The organism is Vreelandella boliviensis LC1, from assembly GCF_000236035.1.
Classification (GTDB): Bacteria; Pseudomonadota; Gammaproteobacteria; order Pseudomonadales; family Halomonadaceae; genus Vreelandella; species Vreelandella boliviensis.
In genome coordinates this window covers 1,009,376-1,016,656 of the sequence record NZ_JH393258.1, presented here as the reverse complement: position 1 = coordinate 1,016,656, position 7,281 = coordinate 1,009,376, and the positions used below count along the sequence as shown (strand labels likewise).

Genomic DNA, 7,281 nt, shown 5'->3' with positions numbered 1-7,281 from the left:
CCTTCCTGTCCAACCAGCCGTGAGTAGCTGAGCTGATCCTGAAGCAGCGCCGCCTGAGAGCCCATGGCGGCCGCGATGCCCACGTCGCCACCACCACTCGCGGCAATCAGCATGCCTGCCAGCATGCCCGCCATAGCGGGCAGCTGGGTCTGGGCCGCGCGGGCGCTGCCCCGGGCATAGTGGCGTTGAGAGAGGTGCCCCAGTTCGTGGGCTAACACTGAGACAAAGGCACCTTCATCTACGGCAAACGCGAATAGCCCCGAGTTGATGCCCACTACGCCGCCAGGTACGGCAAAGGCGTTAAGTGAACCGTTATCGACCATAACGGTGATAGTGCGTAGGCCGTTAATTTGGCTATGCGGGGCTAGCCGGGCAATCAGACTTTGCAAATAGTCATTGGCAATGGGGTCTTGCCACTGTGGGGCTTGGGCACGAAACTGGCGCAGCCACGCACGGCCCAAGCGATACTCTTCATTGCTGACGGAGGTAGACGCTGCCCCTAAACTTGGCAAATCGTAATCGTTGATAGCAGCGCTTTGCGGACTAAAAAGTAGGCTGCCAAAGGCACAAGCGAACGCACATATCCAGCCTGGGCAAGCGGTACGAAGGGTCGGCATGGCATCCTCTTAAGTGATGGTTAAGCATAGCAGTGACTGTGTGACATTGATAAAGGCTGGGAAGTGCCGTTAAATCGACAGCCTAGTGAAATCAATCGCTAAAAAGACAGTTTATGCCGCAGCGGTTATTAAACAATGTTTATGCAGCAACATTTATAAATCTATGCCGTGAATAGGCAGGTCATTTTGAGGGAGTGTGTATGTCTGAGCAGACCGAGGGCTTTCAACCCGACACGGTGCTTGACGCTTGTGGGCTGCATTGCCCGTTGCCTTTGCTAAAGGCCAAACAGGCCCTGACAGGCTTGGCAGCTGGTCAGTTACTGGAAGTGCGTTCAACGGATGCCGGTTCGTGGCGTGATATGGCGACGTTTACCGACCAGAGTGCGCATACGCTGGAAGGCCGTGAGCAGCGCGACGACGTTTATGTTTATTGGATTAGAAAAGCTGGGGATGCGCACTCATGACCTTGCGCACGATTCTAAAAAGCTGGGTTGAGCGCTACTTCTCAGACGAAGAGGCGCTCATCCTGCTAGTAGTCCTGGTGGCGGGCTTTGCAGCGATTATTTGGTTTGGACGGATGCTGGCGCCATTTTTTACCGCATTGGTGATCGCGTTTCTGCTCCAAGGCGTAGTGGGTGCGCTTACCCGGCGGGGGTTGCCGCATCTGCTGGCGGTCATCCTGGTCTTTTTAGCCTTTATCAGTGTGCTGCTCTCCCTGGCGTTTATTCTAATGCCGTTGATCTGGAATCAGCTAGTGGGGCTGGTTCAGGAGACGCCGCGGATGTTCGCTAGTGGCCAGGGGTGGTTGGATGAGTTGCAGGCGCGCTATCCGAACATTATTACGCCAGATCAGATGCAGAGCTGGATAGGCGTAGCAAGCCGCGAGATTAGCCAGTTAGGCCAGCGCGCCTTAACGCTCTCGCTGGCCTCGATAGGCAATATTATGTCGCTGATTATCTACTTGGTGCTGGTGCCGATTCTGGTGTTCTTTATGCTCAAGGATCGCGACATACTGGTCGGTTTTATGCTTTCGCTGCTGCCCCAAAAACGTACGCTGCTATCGCGCATTTGGCGTGAGATGGACGATCAAATTGCCAACTATATTCGCGGTAAATTTATTGAAATCATAATCGTGGGTACGGCGGCGTTCTTTACCTTTGCGTTCTTTGGGTTGCCGTATACTGCGCTGTTGGCGGTGTTGGTAGGGCTTTCTGTACTAGTGCCATATATCGGTGCTGCTGTAGCTACACTGCCGGTAGCCGCGGTGGCGGGATTCTATTTTGGCCTTAGCGAAGATTTTGTCTATGTGGTGGTGGCTTACGGTGTGATTCAGGCGCTGGATGGCAATGTATTGGCACCGGTATTGTTTTCTGAGACCAACAACATTCACCCGGTTTCTATCATTGTGGCAGTGCTATTCTTCGGTGGGATTTGGGGCTTCTGGGGTATTTTCTTTGCCATTCCCTTGGCAACGCTGCTGAAAGCACTGATTTACGCTTGGCCGCGAAGCATGCATGGACGTGATGAACGGAGAGGGCTGCAAGCACCGGCGACACAGGAGGCCGAATAAGGTTCACCCATTACCCAAGGGGGATCGACACGGGTAATGGGGTTAGCTGCAAGGGACTTGGGAAAGCTAGCGGGACGCGTTAAGTTTTTCAGCTGCAGAAAGCACTTCTTCAGCATGGCCAGGCACTTTAACGCCGCGCCACTCGGTAGCTAGCTTACCCTGTTTATCTATCAGGAAAGTGCTGCGTTCGATGCCGAGGTGCTCCTTACCGTACATTTTCTTGAGCTTGATAACGTCAAACAGCGTGCAAACATTTTCGTCTTTGTCGGAGATTAGATCGAAATTGAAATCCTGCTTGGCCTTAAAGTTTTCTTGGGCACGTAGGCCGTCGCGAGAGACGCCGAGAATCACCGTGTTAGCAGCGTCGAAGGCGGGTTTACGGTCACGAAAGTCTCCGCCTTCGGTGGTGCAGCCGGGCGTGCTGGCTTTGGGGTAGAAGTAAATCACCACTTGTTTGCCGCGCAGTCCCGATAGCGTCATGGTGGTATCACCGGTGGTAGTGGCGGAGAAGTCAGCAACGGATTGACCAATTTCAACAGGCATAATGTGTCCTCACAGAGGGTGGGTTTTAAGGTGGAGTGTTTAGGTGAAGTGCTAAGCACGATTACACGTAAGCCAGGGGCCGTTGTCAAAGCTCAAAACAGGGTGACGACAAACTCACATCGCTTTACGCTGTACAGGCTCGAATCGCCTGAGTACCATTTAGCCTCTGTGCAATGTAGGCGCTTGATGCAAAATAGCGTGATCGCGCTCGGTTTCGACAAGAATTAAATTACGTAGCACTCAAAAACATAGCATCTAAAACACATAGATAGTTGATATCACAATTTGGCTGGTGAGGAATAAACGGATGATCACAGGCAGCATTGTCGCCCTGGCGACGCCTATGAAGGTCAATGGCGACATCGACTGGGAGGCGCTTCGTCGTCTGGTGAACTTCCATCTCGACAATGGCACTGATGCCATTGTGGCTGCTGGCACCACGGGCGAACCGACTACCATGTCCTTCGCCGAGCACTTTGACGTCATTCGCAGCGTCGTGGAAGAGGTGAATGGCCGTATTCCTGTCATTGCCGGTACTGGTTCGAACAACACCACCGAAGCAGTAGAGCTGACCCGCTATGCTAAAGAGGTCGGTGCCGATTATTGCTTAACGGTTGCGCCTTACTATAACAAGCCTACTCAGGAAGGGCTGTTTCAGCACTTTAAGGCCACCGCCGAGGCCAGCGACCTGCCTGTCATTCTTTACAATGTGCCTGGTCGCACTTGCTCGGATATCTACAACGAGACCGTCTTACGTCTGGCCGAAGTAGATAATATTATCGGTTTAAAAGACGCTACGGGGAACCTAGAGCGTGCGGAAGATCTAATTACTCGCCTAAAAGGCAGTGGCTTTATGCTCTACTCCGGTGACGATGCAACTGCCTGTGACTTTATGTTGATGGGTGGCCATGGTGATATCTCAGTAACCGCCAACGTTGCCCCCCGGGCGATGCATGAGCTTTGCGCGGCCGCCGTGGCTGGTGATGCCGATAAGGCGCACCAGATTAATACGCGTTTGATGCCACTGCACACCAATCTGGGTATAGAGTCGAACCCTATCCCGGTGAAGTGGGCGTTGAATCGTATGGGTTACGCGGACGCGGGGATTCGATTACCGCTAACCTGGTTGTCGGAAAAGTACCACGCTACGGTTAGTGAAGCGCTGCAACTGGCGGGCGTCGTAGAGGAGTAACCCGACGCAATACCCTTTGCTACCCAGCTCACTTACCGTGAGCTGGGTACTTGATTTGTTGACTTAAGGTGGCTTGATGAGCTCTGTGCTTGAAATACGTGTGCTTAAATGGGTTCCGCTGGCACTCGCAGCGGCTGTCGCGCTCTCTGGTTGTGCGCGGGATGGTTTTTACCACGACCGCAACCTGGACTACACCGAGGCGGCTCCAGCACCGCCTCTGGTGCTGCCAGAGTCCCGTAATACCCAACGCTACCGCGATGCGCTGCCGGTTCCTCAAGCCGCGACCCAAGGTACACGGCTTGACGAAGCGGCAGAAATTCGCCCACCGCAGTCACTCGCTATTGGCAGTGGCCTGGAGCCAGAGTACGTTGAGCGCCGTGAAGTGGGTGACCAAACCTGGTTAGTGGTGCCCGCCGATACCGGTACGGTTTGGCCGCAGTTGGAAGAGTTTGTACGCAGCCGTCAGTTGGAAGTCCTACAAAGCAGCGCTTCCCAGGGGGTTATCGTTACGTCCCAAGCGGAAATACAGCTACAAAGCGCACTGCGCGCAGGCAGCAGCGAAGTTCGTTGCGAACGCGGCGGGCAAACTATGGCTAGCTGCCTGGAGGCGCTTGAGAGCCACCTAAGTGCGCGCAGTGCGTCCGTCAGCGTCTCCTCTTCCTGGACGGCTCAGCGCCTTACCGATCAGCAAACGCTGCAAATACGCCAGCAAGGCGACAAGTGGGAAGTGGTTATTCCGCAGCCGATTGACCGCGTGTGGGCCGAGTTGAATCACTATCTTGAACTGGATTTTGCCCAGGAAGGGCAGCGTGATTTGCTGGCCGCCGATCCGGCTAGTCACGAGTTCATGGTTGAGTATATGACCGAAACCGAGCGCAACCGTAACCCGCTGCAAATCGTGTTCAGCCCGGACGTGCGCAAGATGTCCCAAGAGATCCGTCTTGCCTTGCAACCTAACGGCGACCAGACGATTCTGCGTGCCATTAACGCCAGTGAGCGGGCATTCAGTGCCGATGATCAGCGCGAGCTGCTTGAGCGTGTCTCCGGCTATTTACGTTAATTTTTTCATCCTTGTCCCCTTACGGAGCCCCCATGGAAAAGCGCCAAGAACTCTACGCCGGTAAGGCGAAATCTGTGTATACCACCGACGATCCGGATTTGTTGGTGCTCAATTTTCGTGATGACACCAGTGCCTTCGATGGCAAAAAAGTGGAGTCGCTGGCCCGTAAGGGCATGGTCAATAATATCTTTAACGCCTACATTATGGAGCGGCTGCAGGAAGCGGGCATTCCCACCCACTTTGAAAAGCAGCTCTCTAATACGGAGAGTCTGGTCAAAAAGATGCAGATGATCCCGGTGGAGTGTGTGGTACGTAACATCGCCGCCGGTGGCTTAGTAAAACGACTCGGCGTAGAAGAAGGTATCGCACTTACACCGCCTACCTTTGAATTGTTCTTAAAGAACGATGAGAAGGGCGACCCGATGATTAATGAGTCACTGGCGGAGACCTTCGGATGGGCAACGCCTGAGCAGTTAGCCAAGATGAAGGTGTTAACCTTCAAGGTTAATCATATCCTCAAAGCACTGTTTGCTGAAGGCGATATGCTGCTGGTGGATTACAAGTTGGAGTTTGGTGTATTCAAAGGCGAGGTCGTGCTGGGGGATGAGTTCTCTCCGGATGGTTGCCGCCTTTGGGACGCCAACACCCGTGAGAAGCTGGATAAAGACCGCTTCCGTCAGGGGTTGGGCGGCGTGATCGAGGCGTATGAGGAAGTTGGCCGCCGTTTAGGGATTACCTTCCCCGCTTAAACCGCCACGCTTGTGTCATTTACTCGGCGTAAGGTTCGATAGCCATCACCTCCAAGGTGGTGGCTTCGCCTTTTTGGCGATAGCGAAATTTAACGTCCACATCACGTAGCCGAACGCCGTAGAGTCGATCAGACGCCCTATCCTTTTGCTTATAGGCGGGCCTTGGGTCTTGGCTTAGCACCTGCTCAATTAATGCCAGCAGGGTGGCACTGTCTTGGCGCAGAGCGAGCGTATCCAGTGCCGCTGGATGAAAGGTAACATCCATGAGTGACGGTGTATCGGGGGCAAAACCAGCCTGTGCGTTAGGATGGGATTCGGCCCAAGGCAGATAAGGCTTGATATCGACTACCGGGGTGCCGCTGACCAAATCGCAGCCCTGGAGCTGCAGGGTCACGCCGTGCTGGGTGTCGATACCGACTAGCCTCACCAGAGAGAGGCCCAAGCGGTTAGGGCGGTGGGTGCTGCGACTGGCAAAAACCCCGACCTTTTTATTGCCCCCCAGGCGTGGCGGTCTTACCAGCGGCGACCAGCGCTCGGGGCTTTGATGAAAAATAAAACTTAGCCACAGGTGGCTGAAGTCTTCCAAGCCGCGCACAGCGAGTGGGTCGTTGTAGGGAGCGGTGAGTACAAGCTGGGCATTGGCAGCCGGAGCGAGCCCCGGCTGGCGGGGAATGCCGAATTTATCCGGGTAGTCGCTGACCACAAGGCCAATGGGCGTCAGCGTAAAGTGCTCGCTGTTATGTGCATCGTCCATCACACTGCCTTTTGCTAGGGTTGATTCGCATAGCGTTGATTTGCGTAGTATAAAGCAGGCAATGGCCCAAGCGTGACCAAATGAGGCGTGATCGAATGTGTCTTGATCAAATGATAGCTGAACAGCTCAGAGGTGACGCATGACCAATACCGAGGAGCAGCAAGCGCCAACAACCGGTACGCGGGTAATGTACCGCGCGGCGCTGGCACGTGATGCCGCCGACCAGGCGGAAGTGTTTTACCACGCTGTCATGCAGGGGGCTGCCACTCACTACACACTGGATGAGCGGCGTGCGTGGGCCAATGCTCTGCCCCGGGAAGGCAGTGCGTGGGGAGTGCGGCAAGCGCTCTACACGACCTTAGTCGCTACCTGCGATGGTCGCTGCGTGGGGTTCTTGGAGTTGGATTTAGTCGCCGGTAGGGTTGAAACTCTCTACGTATGGCCCTCACTGTCCGGCCGCGGTATCGGCACCACGCTGTTGGTACATGCCGAGCGCCTGCTGTTGGAGCAGGGGCTTGGGCGGGTGGAAATAGACGCCAGTTCGATGCTCTATGAGCGGCTAGTGCGCCGTGGCTGGGAGAACCACGGCGAAGAGTGGGTAGAGCGAAGCGGAGAACGGCTGCAGCGCTATAAGCTCTCCAAGCGGCTTAACGCTGTCGAAACTTAATCATCACACGCTATAGCTGCGCGTGATGCGCATGGAAAGGTCGATGGAAGCGATATCTTTGGTCAGTGCGCCGCTAGAGATACAGTCAACGCCGGTATCCGCGATTGCCCGCAGGGTGGTGGCATCCAC

The 7,281-nt window shown here is 54.8% G+C and carries 9 protein-coding genes and 1 pseudogene; 6 read left to right on the top strand and 4 right to left on the bottom strand.

The window, feature by feature from the left end:
- On the bottom strand, nt 1-617 hold a 617-nt coding region (locus KUC_RS13810; RefSeq protein ID WP_040480910.1), incomplete at its 3' end, for a M48 family metalloprotease.
- Nucleotides 618-817: 200 nt separating this feature from the next.
- On the opposite strand from KUC_RS13810, the gene KUC_RS13805 reads away from it, so the two are divergent.
- On the top strand, nt 818-1,081 hold the full coding sequence (locus KUC_RS13805; protein ID WP_007113832.1) for a sulfurtransferase TusA family protein: 264 nt from the start codon (nt 818-820) through the stop codon (nt 1,079-1,081).
- A complete protein-coding gene (locus tag KUC_RS13800; RefSeq protein ID WP_007113831.1) occupies nt 1,078-2,187 on the top strand; it encodes an AI-2E family transporter in 1,110 nt (369 codons plus the stop codon). Before KUC_RS13805 ends, KUC_RS13800 begins: the two co-directional genes overlap by 4 nt.
- A 66-nt stretch (nt 2,188-2,253) precedes the next feature.
- On the opposite strand, the gene KUC_RS13795 is transcribed toward KUC_RS13800, so the two are convergent.
- A complete protein-coding gene (locus KUC_RS13795) occupies nt 2,254-2,730 on the bottom strand; it encodes a peroxiredoxin (RefSeq protein WP_007113830.1) in 477 nt (158 codons plus the stop codon).
- Nucleotides 2,731-3,037: 307 nt separating this feature from the next.
- On the opposite strand from KUC_RS13795, the gene dapA reads away from it, so the two are divergent.
- From dapA to purC, 3 genes are all read left to right on the top strand, one after another.
- Nucleotides 3,038-3,922, top strand: a complete 885-nt coding sequence (gene dapA / locus KUC_RS13790; protein WP_007113829.1) for a 4-hydroxy-tetrahydrodipicolinate synthase — start codon at nt 3,038-3,040, stop codon at nt 3,920-3,922.
- Nucleotides 3,923-3,998: 76 nt separating this feature from the next.
- Nucleotides 3,999-4,982, top strand: coding sequence for an NlpB/DapX family lipoprotein (locus KUC_RS13785; RefSeq protein WP_040480908.1), 984 nt, complete (start codon nt 3,999-4,001; stop codon nt 4,980-4,982).
- Nucleotides 4,983-5,014: 32 nt separating this feature from the next.
- Nucleotides 5,015-5,731, top strand: a complete 717-nt coding sequence (gene purC / locus KUC_RS13780) for a phosphoribosylaminoimidazolesuccinocarboxamide synthase (RefSeq protein ID WP_007113827.1) — start codon at nt 5,015-5,017, stop codon at nt 5,729-5,731.
- A gap of 19 nt (nt 5,732-5,750) precedes the next feature.
- Here the strand turns inward: purC and tsaA are convergent, their stop codons facing one another.
- Complete coding sequence (tsaA, locus tag KUC_RS13775) at nt 5,751-6,485, bottom strand: tRNA (N6-threonylcarbamoyladenosine(37)-N6)-methyltransferase TrmO (protein ID WP_007113826.1); 735 nt, start codon at nt 6,483-6,485, stop codon at nt 5,751-5,753.
- A gap of 139 nt (nt 6,486-6,624) precedes the next feature.
- Here tsaA and KUC_RS13770 point away from each other — a divergent pair, with 139 nt between their 5' ends.
- Complete coding sequence (locus KUC_RS13770; protein WP_007113825.1) at nt 6,625-7,152, top strand: GNAT family N-acetyltransferase; 528 nt, start codon at nt 6,625-6,627, stop codon at nt 7,150-7,152.
- 3 nt (nt 7,153-7,155) lie between these two features.
- Here KUC_RS13770 and KUC_RS20075 read toward each other — a convergent pair.
- Nucleotides 7,156-7,281, bottom strand: a pseudogene (locus tag KUC_RS20075) (carboxylating nicotinate-nucleotide diphosphorylase); the annotation flags it as partial.

Bases quoted from the DNA above. Each gene is read 5' to 3' on its own strand.
- KUC_RS13805 (WP_007113832.1), top strand. From the start codon at position 818: ATGTCTGAGCAGACCGAGGGCTTTCAACCCGACACGGTGCTTGACGCT.
- KUC_RS13800 (WP_007113831.1), top strand. From the start codon at position 1,078: ATGACCTTGCGCACGATTCTAAAAAGCTGGGTTGAGCGCTACTTCTCA.
- KUC_RS13795 (WP_007113830.1), bottom strand. From the start codon at position 2,730: ATGCCTGTTGAAATTGGTCAATCCGTTGCTGACTTCTCCGCCACTACC.
- dapA (WP_007113829.1), top strand. From the start codon at position 3,038: ATGATCACAGGCAGCATTGTCGCCCTGGCGACGCCTATGAAGGTCAAT.
- KUC_RS13785 (WP_040480908.1), top strand. From the start codon at position 3,999: ATGAGCTCTGTGCTTGAAATACGTGTGCTTAAATGGGTTCCGCTGGCA.
- purC (WP_007113827.1), top strand. From the start codon at position 5,015: ATGGAAAAGCGCCAAGAACTCTACGCCGGTAAGGCGAAATCTGTGTAT.
- tsaA (WP_007113826.1), bottom strand. From the start codon at position 6,485: ATGGACGATGCACATAACAGCGAGCACTTTACGCTGACGCCCATTGGC.
- KUC_RS13770 (WP_007113825.1), top strand. From the start codon at position 6,625: ATGACCAATACCGAGGAGCAGCAAGCGCCAACAACCGGTACGCGGGTA.